This window comes from Alloyangia mangrovi (genome assembly GCF_002300555.2).
In the GTDB taxonomy this organism is placed as follows: Bacteria; Pseudomonadota; Alphaproteobacteria; order Rhodobacterales; family Rhodobacteraceae; genus Salipiger; species Salipiger mangrovi.
Map to the genome: position 1 here is coordinate 1 of NZ_NTHN02000032.1, position 16,575 is coordinate 16,575.

Annotated in this window: 13 protein-coding genes and 1 tRNA gene; 5 read left to right on the forward strand and 9 right to left on the reverse strand. The window is 67.6% G+C overall.

Features of this window, described 5'->3' with window-relative positions; genetic code table 11:
• A partial coding sequence (gene selD / locus CLG85_RS16665) for a selenide, water dikinase SelD (protein ID WP_260349641.1) occupies positions 1-912 on the forward strand: 912 nt, incomplete at its 5' end.
• Here the strand turns inward: selD and mnmH are convergent.
• Entirely contained in the window at positions 894-1,952 is a 1,059-nt protein-coding gene (gene mnmH / locus CLG85_RS16670; RefSeq protein WP_095881115.1) for a tRNA 2-selenouridine(34) synthase MnmH, read from the reverse strand. The genes selD and mnmH overlap by 19 nt on opposite strands.
• Before the next feature lie 148 nt (positions 1,953-2,100).
• On the opposite strand from mnmH, the gene CLG85_RS16675 reads away from it, so the two are divergent.
• Positions 2,101-2,175 (forward strand) — tRNA-Phe (locus CLG85_RS16675).
• 223 nt (positions 2,176-2,398) lie between these two features.
• On the opposite strand, the gene CLG85_RS16680 is transcribed toward CLG85_RS16675, so the two are convergent.
• The 8 genes from CLG85_RS16680 to CLG85_RS16715 form a co-directional block, all read right to left on the reverse strand.
• Positions 2,399-6,121 carry an FG-GAP-like repeat-containing protein gene (locus CLG85_RS16680; RefSeq protein WP_095881114.1) on the reverse strand — a complete coding sequence of 1,241 codons (3,723 nt, stop codon included), beginning with the start codon at positions 6,119-6,121 and terminating at the stop codon, positions 2,399-2,401.
• Positions 6,122-6,396: 275 nt separating this feature from the next.
• On the reverse strand, positions 6,397-7,752 hold the full coding sequence (locus tag CLG85_RS16685) for an FAD-binding oxidoreductase (protein ID WP_260349643.1): 1,356 nt from the start codon (positions 7,750-7,752) through the stop codon (positions 6,397-6,399).
• A gap of 200 nt (positions 7,753-7,952) precedes the next feature.
• On the reverse strand, positions 7,953-9,305 hold the full coding sequence (locus CLG85_RS16690; RefSeq protein ID WP_260349644.1) for a GAF domain-containing protein: 1,353 nt from the start codon (positions 9,303-9,305) through the stop codon (positions 7,953-7,955).
• Positions 9,302-9,805, reverse strand: a complete 504-nt coding sequence (locus CLG85_RS16695) for a hypothetical protein (RefSeq protein WP_260349646.1) — start codon at positions 9,803-9,805, stop codon at positions 9,302-9,304. The genes CLG85_RS16690 and CLG85_RS16695 overlap by 4 nt, the downstream gene beginning before the upstream one ends.
• 176 nt (positions 9,806-9,981) lie before the next feature.
• The gene (locus CLG85_RS16700; protein ID WP_224844910.1) at positions 9,982-10,758 is read right to left on the reverse strand and encodes an ABC transporter ATP-binding protein; all 777 of its coding nucleotides are present in this window, start codon (positions 10,756-10,758) and stop codon (positions 9,982-9,984) included.
• A complete protein-coding gene (locus CLG85_RS16705; RefSeq protein WP_095882136.1) occupies positions 10,752-11,819 on the reverse strand; it encodes a FecCD family ABC transporter permease in 1,068 nt (355 codons plus the stop codon). Before CLG85_RS16705 ends, CLG85_RS16700 begins: the two co-directional genes overlap by 7 nt.
• Positions 11,812-12,936 (reverse strand): ABC transporter substrate-binding protein, encoded by a 1,125-nt coding sequence (locus CLG85_RS16710; protein ID WP_095882135.1) that lies wholly within the window; start codon positions 12,934-12,936, stop codon positions 11,812-11,814. The genes CLG85_RS16705 and CLG85_RS16710 overlap by 8 nt, the downstream gene beginning before the upstream one ends.
• A 200-nt stretch (positions 12,937-13,136) precedes the next feature.
• Positions 13,137-14,033: a LysR family transcriptional regulator gene (locus CLG85_RS16715; protein WP_095882134.1), complete on the reverse strand. Its 897-nt coding sequence runs from the start codon at positions 14,031-14,033 to the stop codon at positions 13,137-13,139.
• 179 nt (positions 14,034-14,212) lie between these two features.
• Here CLG85_RS16715 and CLG85_RS16720 point away from each other — a divergent pair, with 179 nt between their 5' ends.
• The 3 genes from CLG85_RS16720 (at position 14,213) to CLG85_RS16730 (ending at position 16,573) form a co-directional block, all read left to right on the forward strand.
• Positions 14,213-15,298 (forward strand): alpha/beta hydrolase, encoded by a 1,086-nt coding sequence (locus CLG85_RS16720; RefSeq protein WP_260349649.1) that lies wholly within the window; start codon positions 14,213-14,215, stop codon positions 15,296-15,298.
• Between the two features lie 238 nt (positions 15,299-15,536).
• Positions 15,537-15,932: a (R)-mandelonitrile lyase gene (locus CLG85_RS16725; RefSeq protein WP_095882132.1), complete on the forward strand. Its 396-nt coding sequence runs from the start codon at positions 15,537-15,539 to the stop codon at positions 15,930-15,932.
• 188 nt (positions 15,933-16,120) lie between these two features.
• Complete coding sequence (locus CLG85_RS16730; RefSeq protein ID WP_095882131.1) at positions 16,121-16,573, forward strand: (2Fe-2S)-binding protein; 453 nt, start codon at positions 16,121-16,123, stop codon at positions 16,571-16,573.
• Positions 16,574-16,575 lie beyond the last annotated feature (2 nt).

Consider the following 16,575-nt stretch of genomic DNA (forward strand, 5'->3'; position numbering starts at 1 on the left):
CTGCCCGCGCCGGTGCGCCCCGACGTCACCGCCCTGCCCGGCGACGATGCGGCGCTGCTGCTCACCGGCGGCGCGCGGCAGGTGATGACCGTCGATCACCTGCGCGCCTTCGTGGAAGACCCCGAGGTCATGGCGCGCATCACCTGCATCCACGCGCTCGGCGACGTCTGGGCGATGGGTGCCGCGCCTCAGGCGGCGGTCGCAAGCCTCACCCTGCCGCGCATGTCCGAGCCGCTGGCCGAGCGCACGCTGACCGAATGCCTCGGCGCGATTACCGGGATCCTCCGCGCCGAGGGTGCCGAGCTGGTCGGCGGCCATTCCGCCATGGGCGACGAGCTGAGCATCGGACTGACGATCACCGGTCTCTGCGAGCGCGCGCCGATCACGCTCGGCGGCGCCCGCCCCGGCGACCGGCTGATCCTCACCAAGCCGATCGGCACCGGCGTGATCATGGCCGCCGAGATGGCCGGCGCCGCGCGGGGAGACTGGGTGGCGCAGGTGCTCGCCCACATGACCACGCCGCAGGGTGCTGCCGCGCGCCTTCTGAGCCATGCCCATGCGATGACCGACGTCACCGGCTTCGGCCTCGCCGGGCACCTGCTGAACATCTGCACTGCCTCGGGGGTCGGCGCCCGCCTCGAAGTGGGAAAGGTCCCGCTGCTGCCCGGAGCCGAGGCGCTCTCGGCGGCAGGCCATGCGTCGACGCTCTACCCCAAGAACCGCGCCGCCCTGCCGTTCCAGCCGGTGGGCCCGAAGGAGGATCTCATGTTCGACCCGCAGACCGCAGGCGGCCTGCTGGCGGCGGTGCCCGGCGATGTGAGCAGAACGCTGGCGCAGCTGCGCGCGGCGGGCTTCCCGGCGGTGGAAATCGGCGAGATCACCGACCGCCGCGGTCAGATCGACATGGTCTGAAGCCGCTCCGCCATGCGGTCGGCCAGCGCCTCGAGCGCCGCATCGTCCAGCGCCGGGGTCTCGAAGCGCTCGATCACCTGCGGCGCCATCGCCCGCATCGACTTGTCATAGGCCGGATCGTAGTGATCCGCCGCAAGTGAAGCGCAAAGAGCAAGCCGTTCGCCCGCATCGATCATCGCCTCCCACCGGTCGACCAGCTCGTGACCGCGGTGATAGCGCAGCGGCGAGAGCTTGTCCTTCAGCGCCGGCCCGTCCGAAAGGATGTCGTCATAGGCGGCGTTCAGGTAGCCTGCGCGCGCCTCGAGCGGTGCCGCGACCTCGACCCATCGGGCAAATTTCATGGCCTCCCAGATCGCGGGCGGAATAAGCAGCTGGCCGATCTTGCTGCTCTCGGCCTCGACCAGAACCGGGCGCGCCGGATCGAGCGCGTCGAGCGCCTGCACCAGCTCTGTCTCGAACCACTTCTGGCTCGGCTGGCCGCCGGGCATGTCGCCGAGCAGCGAGCCGCGGTGCCGCGCCAGCCCTTCGAGGTCGATCACCTGCACGCCGCGCGCCGCGAGCTTAGGCAGCAGCGCAGTCTTGGCCGTGCCGGTGTGTCCGCCGAGCTGGATCAGCTTGAAGGGCAGCTCCGCATCATAGAGCGCCGCGGTCACCAGCCGCCGGTAGGTGCGATAGCCGCCCTCTACCGCCTCGGCGCGCCAGCCAATCTGCTGCAGCATCCAGGCAAAGGAGCCCGAGCGCTGCCCGCCGCGCCAGCAGTAGACCATCGGCTTCCAGCCCCCCTCGTGGTGTGCCAGCGGCCCCTCGATATGGGCGGCGGCGTTGCGGAACACCAGCGCCGCCCCGAGCTTGCGCGCAAGGAAGGGCGACTGCTGCTTGTAGATCGTGCCGACCCGCGCCCGCTCCTCGTTGTCGAGAACCGGCAGGTTGATCGCGCCGGGGACGTGATCCTCGGCAAATTCGGCCGGGCTGCGCACGTCGATGACCGTGTCGCAACCGTGGCGGAGGAAGTCGGAAAGCTGTGTCATCTTGCGTGGCATGGCGCATTTGGTACCCCGCCGCGCGAGGCGAAGAAAGTGCGATCTAGGGCGACGCGAGGGCATGCGAATTTTTTCCGCAAAACCCTCTGGACACTCCCCAATGCCTCGGCTAAATCCCCCCTCACCCGAAGGCGATGCCTTCTCCCGTGCCCGGGTAGCTCAGGGGTAGAGCAGTGGATTGAAAATCCTCGTGTCGGTGGTTCGATTCCGCCCCCGGGCACCACTTCTTCCCAAGAAGACAGTGATGACAGCCACTTATGTGGTCTGCATGCTATCGCAGCCCCCCCACGATCGGTCGATTGCATTCCCGGGCGCAGCCAGTTGCTGCTCAGATGTTGACGCGTGCCTTTCCATCGCCGAGACGCGGCGTCCCCCACTCTGCGAGGATGCGGGGCAAGCCTTGGACACCAGCGCCCGACGGGTTCATCGCCCCTTTAATCGGCCACCTAGGCACCAAGCGCATCGTCGAAAAAGCCCACCTCATCGCCATTGCTGACAAAGGTCACCTCCCCCGTCAGCGCCACGGCGGCATTGCTGAACACCGCATTCCCGTCATTGCGCAGAAGAGCGAGGCCGCCGTCCTCCCAGAGGAGCAGGTCGAGATCCCCATCAAGGTCATAGTCCGCCTGCGCCTGGACATTGCCCGAGATCGACGGATCGTAAGAGGAGAGCGCAAATTCGGTGCCACCTACGACCTCCACGATCTCGAACACCCGAAGGCCCGGCGCACGCGCGGCGTCATCCCCCACGATCCCCGCACTGACGACTTCGATGGCTGGATCATCATCGAACTGTCCGGCTTCGATCGTGCCGATGAGCCCGTCGGAGTCGCCCCGGAAGGAGGGTTCCAGCCCCGTTTGATGCCCTCCTGCCCCGTCGTTCATGTAGGTGACGATCGCCCGGTTCTCGCCGGTCACGATGTAGATGATGTCATTGTCGCCATCGCCGTCGAGATCGTGCAGCTGGCCATCTCCGATGCCGCCCTCCCCCGAGGCACCAAAGCCGGCCACCTGCAGACCGCCGGACCCGTCGTTGACAAAGGCGTTGAGCCGGTACCAGTCGCTTCCGGTGAAGATCGCCGCGTCCAGAGCGGCGTTGCCATCGAGGTCGGCGAACATGGCATCGCTCCGCTGCTCTCCAAGGTCGTAGGGCGTCGCCGCCTGTAAGGCGAAGGTCCCCGCGCCATCGTTTTCGAAGATCATGACCTGCATGGCCGCGATGCTGTTCGCGATGAAATCGATGTCCCCATCGCCGTCTACATCGTCCAGGTCGACCGGGTTGAGCAGCTCGTAGAGCGATGCCATGCCGCTGATGTAGACAGGCGAGACATTCATGATTACCGGCGCCGTCGACACATGCGGGGCGCCGAAATGCCCGGTTGCGTCGTTCTCGTAGATGCTGGTGACCAGATCGAACTCGAAGTCGTCCACGCCGGTGTCCGGCGGAAGATAGGGCGGCGCGACCAGAAGGTGCAGGAAGTCGTTGTCCCCGTCGCCGTCGAGATCGGCTGTGAGCAGCGTGCCGTCGCCGCGAAGGATCCCGGTTGGCTGCACGGTGAACCTTCCGGTGCCATCGTTGAGCGCGAGCATCACCTCGTCACCCCGCAGGAACCACAGGTCCGGGCTCGGCCCCGAGGCGGGCGCAGAGGGGGTGAACTCCAGAAAGTCGGTCCGGAGCGGCTCGCCGCCGTTGGACCTGCCAACCAGCTCGATCCTGTCGCCGGCGGAGAGATCAAGCCCCTCGATCACCTGTTCCGCCGCGCCGGCCCCGGTGACGATGGCGTCGCCGAAGGTCCCGTTCCAGCGCCAGTCGTCAACCTGAACTCCGTTGACGAGGACACGCATCCGACTCACGCCATCGGTCTCGTCGAAATAGCCGACGGTCAGATCGTAGCGTCCATCGGTGCCGGTGAAATAAAAGGCCGCACGCTGGGTGTCGGAACTGCCGGCCTGCAGGTAGGCCCCACCCGAGGCCCAGGGGTTCGTGACCACCTCGAAGCCCCTCAAGATCTCGAGGGTCTCTGCCTCGACGCGCAAGGGGGCGCCTTCGGGCGGCGCCTCGCGGATATCGAGGAAATCGACGCGGAGAGGCTCGCCGCCGTCTGCCGTCCCGGCGAGGCTAAGCACGTCCCCCGGGGCCAGATCGACCGCGGACAGCACATGGTGCATCAGCGCGTTCCCGGTCACGATCCGGCCCGCGGGATCCGCATCCCAGACCCATTCGTCAAGTGTCTCGCCGTTCAGCTCGACCCGCAGCCAGCTCGCGCCGTCGCTCTCGTCGAAATAGCCGATCGTCAAGCTATAGGTGCCCGCGGCCCCGGAAAACATGCCGGTGGCCCTGGCCTCGCCGGTGCCGGTGGCCTGCAGAAAAGACCCATCCGAGGCCCATACATTGCACCACGGCGTGAAGCCGCTTTCGATGCCGAGCGCCTCGGCCTCGGTCCGGCCGGGCACGATCTCGGCAAAGCTGGGGCCCGACGCGCTGTACTCGACCACATAGCCGAAGCGGGAGTTGGGGTTCGGCGGCACCCCGGCGTCGGCCCAGGTGCCGGTCGGATAGAGCGCATGGGCCAGCAGGTAGTCCTCGCCGCCCGCGTCGTTCGGCTCCTCCCCGCCCCAATCGGCGTAACCGATTGCCCCGACGGTGCCGTTCCAGAACACCTGCCCCGCCTCAGGACCGCCGGCCCAGCTCCAGACCCCCTCGCTCGCCGCATCGGACCCGCCAGCCCAGACGTTCGGCGGTGTCATCGACAGCACGAAGGCGTTCTCCTCCTCCGAGGTGATCGTGGCCAGGTAGCCCGGCGAACCAAGGTGATCGCGGCTCTCGGCGTCAGCCCGAGCCTCCACCCAAGTCAACGGGTCCTCGACAAATTCGTACCAATGGCCATTGCCGCCTTCGGCCTCGGTCCATTGCACCGGCGCGCCAAGCTGCTTCTCCTCGAAGCGGGCGATGAAAAGATCGCGCTCGCCGTTGGTGTCCTCCGGGACGAGGTTCGTCGCGTAGCTGGTGAACAGCACGCCCGACCCATCGGGCAAGAACTGCGGCCAGAAACTCTGCGCGTCGCCGATTTCGCCCGTGATATTGGCCGACAGCACGGTGAGCGCGCCCGAGACGCGATCCTTCACGAAGACATCCTGCGCGCCGTTGTCATCGCGCACGGCGAGGCCGGCAGTATCGCTGTAGAAGGCGATCTTGGTGCCGTCCGGAGAGAACACCCCGCCATAGCTGTCCGCCACCCACTGGTTGCCGAGGCTGTCGGTGGAGACCAGCGTGATTTCTCCGCTCACGAGGTCCTTGATGAAGAGGTCCTGCGACCCGTTGCCATCGCCGGTGACAAAATTCGTCGCGCGACTGGCGAACAGCAGCTTGCTGCCGTCGGGGGAAAAGCTGCCTTCCGAGCTGTCGCCATTGCCCTCCGCCCCATCCGCCCCGACCGAAAGGCGCAGCACCTCGCCGGTCGTCAGGTCCTTGGTGAAGATGTCGCGCACGCCGTTCCCGTCATCTTCGATCAGGTTGTCCGCGAGGCTCGAGAAGGCGAAGCGCGATCCGTCCGGTGTGAAGCCGACGCCGACGCTGTAGTTGTTCGCCGCCTCGCCCGCAGAGTTGCTCGACAGCATGCGGATATCGCCGCTGGCGATGTCCTTGAGGAAGACCGCGTCGCCCACCATGGTCAGCCCCGGTACGAGGTTTGTCGCGTAGCTGGTAAAGGCGATCTGCTTTCCGTCCGGCGAGAAATGCGCATAGAAGCTGGAGTCATTCCCCGGCTCCCCCTCGGCGCTTGCAGAGATCACCTTGTCCTCACCGGTGACCAGATCCTTGAAGACCACCGTCTCCTGCAGACTTGCAATTCCGCCGATCGTGACAGCGAAGGTCGACGTATAGGCCACGCGGGTGCCGTCGGCGGAGATCGCGGGCTCGTAGCCTCCCGACTCGGGGTCCGCGATGCCCGGATCGAGCGTGAGCCGCTCGACCGCGCCACTCGCCATGTCCTTGAGGTAGATGTCGCCGTAGGAATTCAGGTCTTCGGGAACGAAGCGGGCGCCAGTCTGCATCAGCAGCGTCGCGCCATCCGCGCTGAAGGCCCCGCGTATGCTCGCACCCTCGCCCTGCTCGCCGTCGCTGCCCACTGAAACCCGTTCCACCGATACGACCTTCAGTTGCGTCGCCATAACCCGGTCCTCCCTTGGTCTGCCTGACGTGCTTCGATCCCAGGGCGCTCTCCGTCTCGGGAACCCCACATGAGACCACGCGCGCGCAGCGTCCCCGTTGACCTCGGTCAAGGCGGATCACCGAAATGCCCTCGCGTTGGTGGCAGAACGTCGGTGCCGCAGGTGATCTTCCCGTCCGTAAAGCAAGAGCCCCGGCAGCGCCGGGGCTCTCGAATATCATGAAAGCAGGGCCCGCTGCCTCGAGAACCTCCGGGTCCGAAGGCCCGTAGACGCCATCACGCCACGGAAAGATCTGCGACGGCACGAACGATGCGGAAGAGCCCAGTGGGGTCGTAGCGCCGCTGAAGCGCCTCGATCCGATGCCGGGCCGCCTCGGAGAGCGTCGGCAGCGCGCGCCCTCCCTGGTCCAGCTCGGCTTCGCCGACATAGCGTCCGGTCGCGAAGGCGCTGCAGCCCTGAACCGAGACATGCAGCCAGTCGCGGTTCACCGCATCCTCCTCCTCGTCGGTCCAGATCCCGTAGAAGGTGGTGAAGACCCGCCCGGCCCGCGAGAAGGCCGTGTCCTCGGAGATCGGCAGCGCGTTGGAGCGCAGCGCGACAAGGGCGAAGCTCTGCGCCGAAGGTGCCGCCGCCATGGCCGTCACCGCCTTGTCGAGGGCCTCGCCGAAGCTGCCGTCGGACCAGAGGCAGTCGACGGCGTAGCGCGCGCCCGTCGGCGTGGATTCGGCGGTCATCTGGTAGAGTGTCACGATGGGCGTCGGCATCGGCCCGACGACCTCGAGGGCTTCGGGCGCGTCGCGGAATAGATCGTCGAACACCGCCCGCGCCTCCGCCTCGCTCGCCGCGAAGACATTGGCGACCACGGCGATCACCGGCCCCTGCGGGTCTGCTCCGATCTTGGCGGTGAACTCCAGCGTCGCCGGGGCGCGGCCAACCGCCCGCTCCGCCCAGTCGGCCACCGCCCCGACCTGCGCCGCGGAATGGAGCCGCACGCAGGAGGTCGGCGCGCGCGGGGCCTCGTGGAGCCGCAGCGTATAGGCGGTGACGATGCCGAAGAAGGACGGACCCGCGCCGCGCACCGCCCAGAAGACATCGGGGTTCTCTTCGGCGCTGGCGGTGAGCAGAGCACCGTCGGCCATCACCACGTCCACCGAGAGGACCGAGTGGCAGGCGATCCCCCAGCTGCCCGAGTTCCAACCGATGCCACCGCCAAGAAGGTAGCCGCTGACCGTCACCTCGCCGCAATGGCCGACCGGGAAGCCGAGGTCATGGCGCTCGAGCGCCGCGGCGAGACGGTGGTTGGTCACCGCCGGGCCGACAACGGCGCAGCGGCCCGCAACGTCGATGCGCAGCCCGTCGAGCGCGCCGAGGTCGATCACCATCTCCGCGCGGGCGGCGATGCCGGTGAACTGGTGCCCGCCGCCGCGTGCCGAGACAGTCATGCCGTGCTCGGCAGCATATCGGACGGCCTCCTGCACGTCGCGGGCATCCGCCGCCCGGACGATCACCTCGGCCTGCCGGACCGGCTTGCGCCCGTTCCAGATGAGCGCGTCGCAGGCCGCGGCATGATCCGGGTCGAAGACGGTGATCACGGTCCCGCGCAGGCGGGCCTTGAGAATATCATAGGTCATTTTTCCAAATCTTTTCAGTCTCTAGGAGCGGCCCGGACCAAAGCCCGGCGCGCTCGCATCGGTGACGTTTCAAACCGGGCGGGCCGGGAACTCCGCAGCTGGGGGTGCCGATCCGTCCGTGCCCAGACTGATACGCCCGCCACGCCGCACCGGCATGCTAAGTGATCCCTCGCGGAATGCTCACGGATGCTAAAAGAGTGCTAATGCGGGGCCGAAACCGCGTCTGGCTCCTCGAGGATCAGCCGGCAGCCGGGCAAGAGCCGGAACCGTCCGCGTCCCGCCTTCTCGATTTTCAGGCAGGCGCAGCGTTCGTCGAGCCGCTTGCGCAACAGGATCAGCCGCGCATCGAGGTTCTCGGCCTGCGCGGGCAGACGCAGGCCCGGATCGAGACGCAGTTCACGAGTGGTGAACTCTGTGCGCCCGCGCGCGTCATGCTCGCGCAGGAGCCGCCAGAGGATCGCCCCGGCCACGCCCTTGATCAGGTAATCTCCGTCGAGAAAGACGCTCTGGTCGGCGTTGAAATAGCGCACCGTGACCTGCCCCTGCGCGGCGGGCAGCTGGGCACGCGGCGGGTCAGGCGCCTCCGCCCCCTCCTGCCGCAGCAGGGCCATGCGCGCGCCAAGATGCGCCGCGACCAGCGCAAGAGCATCCTCCTCCTCGTAGCCGAAGCGGTTGATCTCGTCGGATTCGGCAAAGAGCACGCCCACCGCCTCGCCACATTCCGAGATCGGCAGGGCGATCTGGCTGCGCGGCGCGGCCAGCCCCGGAAAGGGAATGAGCCGCGGCACGTCGCAGAAAAGGCCGCTGCGCCGGGCACCGTCGCTCATCGCGGCTCCATAGCGATAATCGCGCGTCATGTGACCGATGCGGATCGGGGCGTTCTCGCGGGCGGCAACGCCGATCACCCCCTCGCCCGGGGCGACCTCGGCCCCGACCCCGGTCACCGGGTAGCCCTGCGTCGCGACGGTATAGAGCCGCCCGGTCGCCGGCTCTGCGATCAGCACCATCGACCAGCGGATGCCGAGATGCGCGCCAAGCCCCCCGGTCAGCGCATCGAACAGCCCGTCGAGATCCTCGGCGCCCGCCAGCCCCGCGCAGACCCGCCGGGTCGCGGCCAGCAGCGACGGGCGGTTGGGCGGCGGTGCGGTGACCGGGCCGGACATCGGCTCGATGTCCTCGACCCGGAAGACATCCGAGCCGAGCAGGCGGAACACGTCCTCGACCCCGTGGTGCGAGGCAATCCCCGCGAGCTTGGCCTTCATGCTCTCGAAAAGCGGCCCCTCGGTGTGGGTGTCCTCGTAGCACAGGGTCAGCCGGTAGTGCGCCAGCGTCTCGGGGTCGGTCACCAGCACCGTCGCGCGGCGGGTCTCCATGATGTTGCGGCGGGTCTTATTGAAGAACTGGTAAGAGAGCGCGACCCTCTCCGGCCCGGCGTAATGGACCTGGCTGATCATCGACACGTTTGGCGTGCCCGTCGCGTCGCAGGTCGCGAGGACCGAGGCGATTACACCCTCGAGCGCGGGGCGCAGCCCGTCGAGGCAGAGGCCCGTCACGCCCCGAGCTCCGTTCCCGCGCCGGGCCCCGGCGTCTGGGTGAAGACCCGCTCCGGGATGAGCTCGAGCGCCATGAGATCGGCCCTCTGATGCGCACAATATCCCGTGGCCTGCAGCCGCGAATAGCCGATCTCCACCAGCCCGTCCTGAAAGAGTGCCATCTGCCGGTCGATCTCGGGCAGGTCGTCGGAACAGGCGGGGCAGAGCCGGGCTCTTCGCGCCTTGATCTGGAAGGAGCAGTGGTCGCGGGTGGCGGTGAAGGTCACCGCGACCGGCGCGCCACCCTCAAGCGCAGTCAGGAGCGCGAGGTTCGGAGCGCGGGGCAGCAAGACGCGCACCCTGCCCCCAACGCCGATGCGGCAGCCCGCGCCGAGCCCGAGCAGCGGCGTCCCACCCGGACCGCAGCTCGCCACCGCCACGCCGCAGCCGCTCTGGGCAAGCGCCCGCAGGTCCGGCGGCAGGGTCACGCTCTCCGAGGGCATCGGGGATTCGTCTGCCATGGCCTTCCCTCCCTCCCGCGCGCGACCACCGTCTGCGCGTCGACGGCGCAGTGATTTCACGGAAGGAGCCGCATTTTTGCAAGTGCAGAGTTCGGGGGCCGCATGACCGCAGGCCAACCTCCGCCGGAGCGGCCTGCCGAGAGGCCTCGGCAGAGCCGGTCGGGGCAGCCCCCCGCCTAGTGCCGTGCTTCCGCGCCCAGGTCCCCCAGCCGGTGATCCACCATCAGCTGCGGGATGCCCTTCGAGCAGCGCTCGACCCGGGCCTCCACCTCGAAGATGTCGCGCAGCAGCGCGGGCGTGATCACCTCGTCGGTCGGCCCGCAGGCCGCCAGGCCGCCTTCCGCGATCACCAGACTAACATCGGTGAAGCGCAGCGCGTGTCCAAGATCGTGCTGCGCAATCACCACCAACAGCCCCTGCTCGCGCGCAAGGCTGCGCATCAGCGTCTGCAGCCCGATCTGCCGCGAGAGGTCCAGCGCCGAGGTCGGCTCGTCCATCAGCACGATCTGCGGGCGCTGCACGAGAGCCTGCGCGACGCCAACGATCTGCCGCTGGCCGCCGCTCAGGTCACCCACCGGACGGCCGCGCAGCCGCCCCATGTCAAGCAGGGCGATCACCCGGTCGACCTCGGCATGATCCTCGGCCGAAACCTGCAGCCGCCGCCCCTGCATCCGGGCCAGCAGCACCGCCTCGTAAACCGAAAGCGCAGGACGCATGCCGTCATCCTGCGGCATGTAGGCGATAGGACGGGGCGACGAGCCACCCTCGATGCGGACCTCGCCCGCACCCTTCAGGATGCCGAAGATGCGGCGGAAGAGCGTCGACTTGCCTGCCCCGTTCGGCCCCAGAAGCGACACCACCTGCCCGCCGGTCAGCTTCGGCGTGGTGATGCCCGAGAGCACCTCGCGCCCGCCGTAGCTGGCCGCCAGATTCCGCAGCTCGAGGCTTACCATGCGCCACCCCTCCTACTGAGAATGAGATAGAGGAAGAAGGGAATGCCGACGATCGCCGTGACGATGCCGATGGGGATCACCGTGCCGGGGATCGCCATTTTCGACAGCACCGAGCCCACCGACAGGATCAGCGCTCCCGAGAGCGCCGCGCCGGGCAGCAGGAAGCGCTGGTCCTCGCCCACCAGCATCCGCGCGATATGCGGGCCGACCAGCCCGATGAAGCCGATGGTGCCGACGAAGGAGACCGAGATCGCCGCCAGCAGGCTGACGATCATCAGCACCTCGAGCCGCACCCGGCCCGGGCGCACGCCCATGCTCTCGGCCTTTGCGTCGCCGAGCCGCATGGCGGTCAGCGCCCAGCCCCGCCGCGCCAGGAGTGGCAGCGAGAGCGCCAGCGCAGCGGAGGCGATGGCGAGCTTCGGCCAGGTGGCCTTGGTGAGGCTGCCCATTGTCCAGAACACCACCGCCGCCACCGCCTGCTGGCTGGCGAAGAACTGGATCAGCGACATCAGCGCGTTGAAGATGAAGACCAGTGCGATGCCGAGCAGGATGATCGTCTCGCTGGTCACCCCGCGCCGCAGGCTGAGCGCATAAATCGCCAGCGCGGTCAGCATGGCCATGAGGAAAGCGTTGACCGGGATGATGTAGTCCACCGCGAAGGGAAACAGCGCCACGCCGAAGGCCAGCGCCAGTGCGGCGCCGAAGCCCGCCCCGGCCGAGATGCCCAGCGTGAAGGGGCTGGCGAGCGGGTTGTTGAGAATGCTCTGCATCTGCGTGCCGGCGATCGACAGGCTCGCGCCGACCACCAGCGCCATCAGCGCCACGGGCATGCGGATGTCCCAGACGATCACCCGCATCCGCTCGTCCACCGCGCCGGGGCTGACCAGCGTGCGCGCCACCTCGGCCAGCGAATAGCGCGCCGGGCCAAGCGCGAGGTCTGCGCAGAAGGCCAGCACGAGGGCAAGGCCAAGCGCCAGCAGGATCAGCTGCCTGCGAAGTACGAGGGCGCGATAGAAATCGCGCCCTGTCTTCGATCCGGTTGCGGACCCGATCTCACTCATCGCTCAGCGACACCCAGTAGCCGGGTTTGTAGTCGACCGGCAGGAACCGTTCATGCAGCTCCTTCAGCGTCGCCTCGGGATCGAGGTCTGCGAAAAGCTCGGGATGCAGCCAGGTCGCAATCTTCTGCACCGCCACGAAATAGTAGGGGTTGTCGTAGAACTGGTGCCAGATGGCGTGGAATTCGCCGGTCTCGACCGCCGTGATGCCGGTCATCGCGGTGCGCTGGGTCAGCGCCTCGAGCTTGTCGCGCGCGCGGTCCATGTCCGATCCCGGCCCCATGCCGACCCAGTTGCCACCCGGCACGTAGGCATCCCACTGGCCGCCGGTGACGATCACCTGCTCGGGGTTGGCGGCGATGATCTGCTCGGGGTTCAGCGTGCCGAATGTCGAGGGCAGGATGTCACCCGCGATATTGGTGCCGCCCGCGATTTCGACGTATTCGCCAAAGTTGCCGGGGCCGAAGGTCATGCAGCAATCATCAGAATATCCCCCGGCGCGGTCGACGAAGACCTTGGGGCGGTCGAATTCGGCCCCGTCCAGAACATCGGTCACCCGTGCCATCTGCGCCTCGACATAGTCGATGTACTCTTGGGCCTGCGCTTCCTTGCCGGTGACCTTGCCCATGATGCGCATGGACTCGACGCTATGCGCCATCGGGTCTTCGCGGAAGTCGACGTAGGCGACCGAGATGCCCAGCTTGGCCAGCTTCTCGTCATAGCCCGCGTCCTCGGTCGCCGCCTTGGACTCGAGGTTCATCAGCACCAGTTGCGGCTTCAGCGCCGCGGCCTGCTCGACGTCGAACGTGCCGTCCTTGAAGCCGCCGAAGGTGGGCAGCTCCTTAAGCTGCGGGAATTTTTCGGCGTAGATTTGGTAGCTGTCGGGGTCCGCCTCCAGCAGATCCTGACGCCAGCCGACAACCCGCTCGAAGGGGTCCTCGCGGTCGAGAATGCCGAGCAGGTAGACCTGCCGCCCCTCGCCGAGGATGATCCGCTCGACGGGTGCCTCGACGGTGACCTCGCGCCCCGCAATGTCGGTGAAGGTCACCGGGTCGGCCAGCGCGGCACCGGCATGAAGGGTGAAGATAAGGGCCGCAGGGCCGGCAAGGCGGTGCATCATCGAACTATCCTGTGCGCAGGTCGAACTCGCGGGCGGCCTAAGGTATTCGACTAAATGAATCAACAATAATTTCTTACTGAAAGAGTCGCTTTTTCGGGCGGCAAGGCGACCGCGAGAAGACGAGGCTCGACTTGCGCAACGCCGATCGAGCGGGCCGCATCCTCAAGGACAGGGAGGCCCTGCGCTCGCATGAACACAACTCATCGTTTTCTTCCACGCAAACGGTCGATGAGCAGCCGCAGCGCCGAGCTGAGGTTTCGCCGCCCCATGTAGCAGAGGTGATAGCCGTCGAAGGGTGGGCAGAACTCGGAAAGCACCCGCCGCAGTCGGCCGCTTTCGAGGTCGGCGCGGACCTCGGGCAGCGGCAGGTAGCCAATCCCGTGCCCCGCCCGCACCGCCTCGATGACGAGACCCGGGTCGTTCAGGATGAACGGACCGGTCAGCTTCTTGACCACATCGGCGCCCTCGATCTCGAATTCCCAGTCATAGACCGGCCCGTCGGAGCGGTGCCGCATCAGGATGCAGTCATGGGCATCGAGATCGTCGGGGTGCCTTGGCGTGCCGCGCCGGGCGAGGTAGTCCGCGCTGGCGACCGCGGCCATCTCCATCTGCGGCCCGACAGGGACCGCGATCATGTCCGGGCTCAGGTGTTCACCGAGCCGGATTGCGCAGTCGAAGCGGTCCTCGGCCAGGTCGGAGAGCCGCCCCTCGCTGCTGATCTCGATCCGCACATCCGGATAGTCGCGCACCAGCTGCGAGGCGACCGGCCAGAGGATGTCGCGCGTCGCCGGCACGCTGGAGGTCACCCGCACCAGCCCCGAGGGGCGTTCCCCCAATGTACGGATCTCCTCGATCCGATTGCCGAGTTGCTGGAAGCTGGGGCGCAGCGCCGCAAGCAGCTGTTCGCCCGCATCGGTGGGGGTCACCCTGCGCGCATTGCGATTCAGCAGCCGCACCCCGATCTTGTCCTCGAGCCGCCGGATCGTGTGGCTCACGGCGGATTGGGACACGCCGAGGCGATGCCCGGCGCGGGTGAAGTTGCCCTCTTCGCTGACGGCGAGCAAGGTCGAAAGATCCCCGAGCAATTCGCGGTCCATGGCGCGCTCCTCCTGTAACTCGCGATTTTCTGGGGCATCGGACGACGCGGTGCAAAGGAAAAGCGCTGCCCAAACATGAATCCAGCTCATGGCGACGATAAGGCAAGACGGCCTTATCCGCCCCTGCCGGCGGCTCCAGATTGAGAGGCAGACGACACATCTGACCCGGAGTTCCCGACATGACCACCCCGATCCCCACAACCGACCCCCAGAACCCCGCCCGCCGCGAGCTGCTGCTGGCCGCCGGGATGGGCGCCGCCGCGCTTGGCACGGGTGCGCTGAGCGCCAAGGCCGCGCTGGCGCAGGCCACCACCGATTGGGACAAAACCTTTCCGCAAAGCGACCGCGTCGACCACCGCAAAGTCAGCTTCACCAACCGCTACGGCATCGCGCTGGTGGGCGATCTCTACCTTCCGAAAGATCGCGGCGACGCCCCACTTCCTGCCCTCGCCGTCGCCGGCCCCTTCGGCGCCGTCAAGGAACAGGCCGCCGGCCTCTACGCGCAGGAGATGGCCGAGCGCGGCTATGCGGCGTTGGCCTTCGACCCCTCCTACATCGGCGAGAGCGGCGGCATGCCGCGCTACGTCGCCTCGCCCGACATCAACACCGAGGACTTCATGGCTGCGGTCGATTTCCTCGGCCTGCAGGACGCGGTGGATCGGGGCCGCATCGGCCTGATCGGCATCTGCGGTTTCGGCGGCATGGCACTGAACGCGGCGGCCCCGGACAAGCGGGTCAGGGCCGTGGCGGTGTCCTCGATGTACGACATGAGCCGGGTGACCGCGCGCGGCTATTTCGACTCGATGACCGACGAACAGCGCGCCGAGGCGCTGACCGCGATGAGCCTGCAGCGCTGGGACGACGCCGCGTCCGAGGAGGCCCCGAAGCTGGCAGGCGGTCTGCCCGACACGCTGGATGGCATCGATAACCCGGTGATCGCCATGTATCACGCCTATTACAAGACGGCCCGCGGCTATCACCCGCGCTCGCTGAACTCGAACGGCGGCTGGAACATCACCTCGGCCATGTCCTTCATGAACATGCCGCAGCTCACCTACATCCACGAGATCTCGCCCCGCCCGGCGCTGATCATCGCCGGCTCCGAGGCGCATTCGCGCTACTTCAGCGAAGATGCCTTCGCCGCGGCGCGCGAGCCCAAGGAGCTGATGATTATCGACGGCGCGGATCACTGCGACCTCTATGACCAGAAGGACATCATTCCGTTCGACAAGTTGCAGGCGTTCTTCGATGGCCACCTCGTGTAGGATCCCGGAGCGGCCTCCGATGGCGGCTGGCCCGGGCAGATGAGCTTTCAGCCGAACCGCGAGATGGCCAAAGAACCGGCGCAGGCCGAGGCGGGCGCGATGCCGTCCCACCTTGCCTTCTGCACCGGCTGGCCCAGTGTGGTCCCGGCGATGCCCGTTGCGCGGCGAGGCTTCGAGCCCCCCGATCCGAAATCTTGCGGCGCGGCCCCGGCCCGCCGCCTCACCAAGGAGAGACCCCATGAAAATCATCCGAGCCGGCAGCACGCCCTCGGCCCCCGGTCCGGAGGCCTATTTCACCGGAACCGTGCGGATCGACCCGATGTTCCAGGCCGAGGCGCCCGGCCGCACCGGCGGCGCCCATGTCACCTTCGAGCCCGGCGCCCGCACCGCCTGGCATACACACCCGGCCGGGCAGACGATCATCATCACCTTTGGCCGCGGCCTGGTGCAGCGCGAGGGCGGCCCGATCAAGGAGGTCACGGCGGGTGACGTCGTCTTCTTTCCCGCCGAGGAAAAGCACTGGCACGGCGCCTCGCCGGAGACCGCCATGTCGCATATCGCGATACAGGAAAGCGTCGACGGCACCGCGGTCACATGGCTGGAGAAAGTGTCCGACGCAGACTACACCGGCTGAAGGCACCGAGACGGGCGCGCCGGGCAATCCGGCGTTGTCCGTCAGGCAACTAACTCAGCGTTGCTGAGAGGGTGGGCGTTCTGTGCTAGCATTGCTCAACCAGGCGGCGATTCTGAACTGAGCGTCTCCCTTTTCTTCGATCGCCCGTTTCATTCCGGCCGCCAAGGGTTGCACCGCGGGAGGAAGAAATGACCACGATTACGCTGAACGGCGTCGAGCAGGTTTTCGACGAAGACCCCACCATGCCGCTGCTCTGGGCCATCCGGGACATCGCCGGGCTTACCGGCACGAAATACGGCTGCGGCGCCGGGCTCTGCGGGGCCTGCACCGTGCACGTCGAGGGCAAGGCGGTGCGCGCCTGCCAGACCAGCCTGCGCTCGGTCGAGGGCAAGGCGGTGACCACGATCGAGGGGCTCGACCCCGAGGGCAACCACCCCGTCCAGGTTGCCTGGCGCGATCTCAACGTGCCGCAATGCGGCTTCTGCCAGCCCGGCCAGATCATGCAGGCGGCAGCCTTTCTCGGCGAGACCCCGAAGCCGACCGACGCCGAGATCCTCGCGGCCATGTCCGGCAACGTCTGCCGCTGCGGCTGCTACCAGCGCATCGTCGAGGCCGTCCGCCACGCCAGCACGGGGATCTGAGC